We start from the raw sequence: 1,074 nt of genomic DNA, 5'->3' as shown, positions 1-1,074 counted from the left end.
CGGCAGTACGCGGGCGAGCACGCCGAGGAGACCGCGGGAACCCCCGAGTTCGCCGCGCGGTCCCAGCACTACACCGCGCTGGGCGATTCGCTCACGCAGTGTCGGTTCGTCAGCGAGAGCGGCTGGGGGGCACAGCTCAACGAGCGCTACCGCGACGCGATCAACGCCGCGACCGGCTGGGAGCTGTCGGTCGACGATGTCGCGGAGATTGGCGAGCGGATCTACAACCTCGAGCGACTCGTCAACGTCGACCGGGGCGTCGCCCGGCGGGAGACCGACACGCTGTCCCACCGGGTGATGACCGAGCCGATCCCCGACGGTCCCTCCGAAGGAATGTTCTGCCCGCCCGACGAGCTGTCCGCGATGCTCGACGAGTACTACGAGTTCAGAGGCTGGAACGAGAGCGGCGTTCCCCGGCCCGAGACGGTAGAACGGCTCGACCTCGAGGACGTTCGGTCGCTCGCTGAGTGAGGATCGCCCCCGCCCGTGACCAACCCGGACGGCGCCGCGAGCGTCCGGCGAGTCGACTCGCAACGGCTCGAGGGCCACGGATCCGGAACTGCAGCCGTCACGCGCGTGAATCGTGATCCATCAACAGAATTTTCGCGTATCGGAACGATGTGGGCGTAGATGAAGTGGCGGTATCCCTACACGGCGCTCGTGCTGTGTGTCGTCGCGTTCTTCGTGACGATGCTGGCGCGGTTGGCGATCAGCCCGATCGCACCCCTGATCATCGACGAATTCGGGGTCTCGAAGTCGCTCATCGGGGTGGCGCTGACGGGGATGTGGCTCGCGTACGCGCTCGCACAGTTCCCGAGCGGCGTCCTCAGCGGCCAGTACGGGGAAAAGCGGGTCATCCTCGCGGCGGTGGGCGGCATGTCGGTCGTGGCCGTCGGGCTGGCCTTCTCGCCCGCGTTCGCGGTGTTCGTCCTCTGTTGTTTTCTGCTGGGGGGCTTCGCCGGTCTCCACTATCCGGCGGCGACGGTCCTGCTCACGCGGACGTTCGACGAAGCGGGGACGGTCATCGGCATCCACGGCTTTGGCGCGCCGGTCGCCGGCCTCGTGACGCCGGTC

General features: G+C 67.9%; 2 protein-coding genes. Both read left to right on the top strand.

What is annotated here, in order from left to right:
- On the top strand, positions 1-471 hold a 471-nt coding region (locus PGX04_RS33190; RefSeq protein WP_273742367.1), incomplete at its 5' end, for an aldehyde ferredoxin oxidoreductase C-terminal domain-containing protein.
- 159 nt (positions 472-630) lie between these two features.
- On the top strand, positions 631-1,074 hold a 444-nt coding region (locus PGX04_RS33185; RefSeq protein WP_273742366.1), incomplete at its 3' end, for an MFS transporter.

It is taken from the genome of Natrinema soli (genome assembly GCF_028618695.1).
The sequence above is the reverse complement of the archived record's forward strand: the minus strand, read 5'-3'. Positions and strand labels throughout refer to the sequence as shown.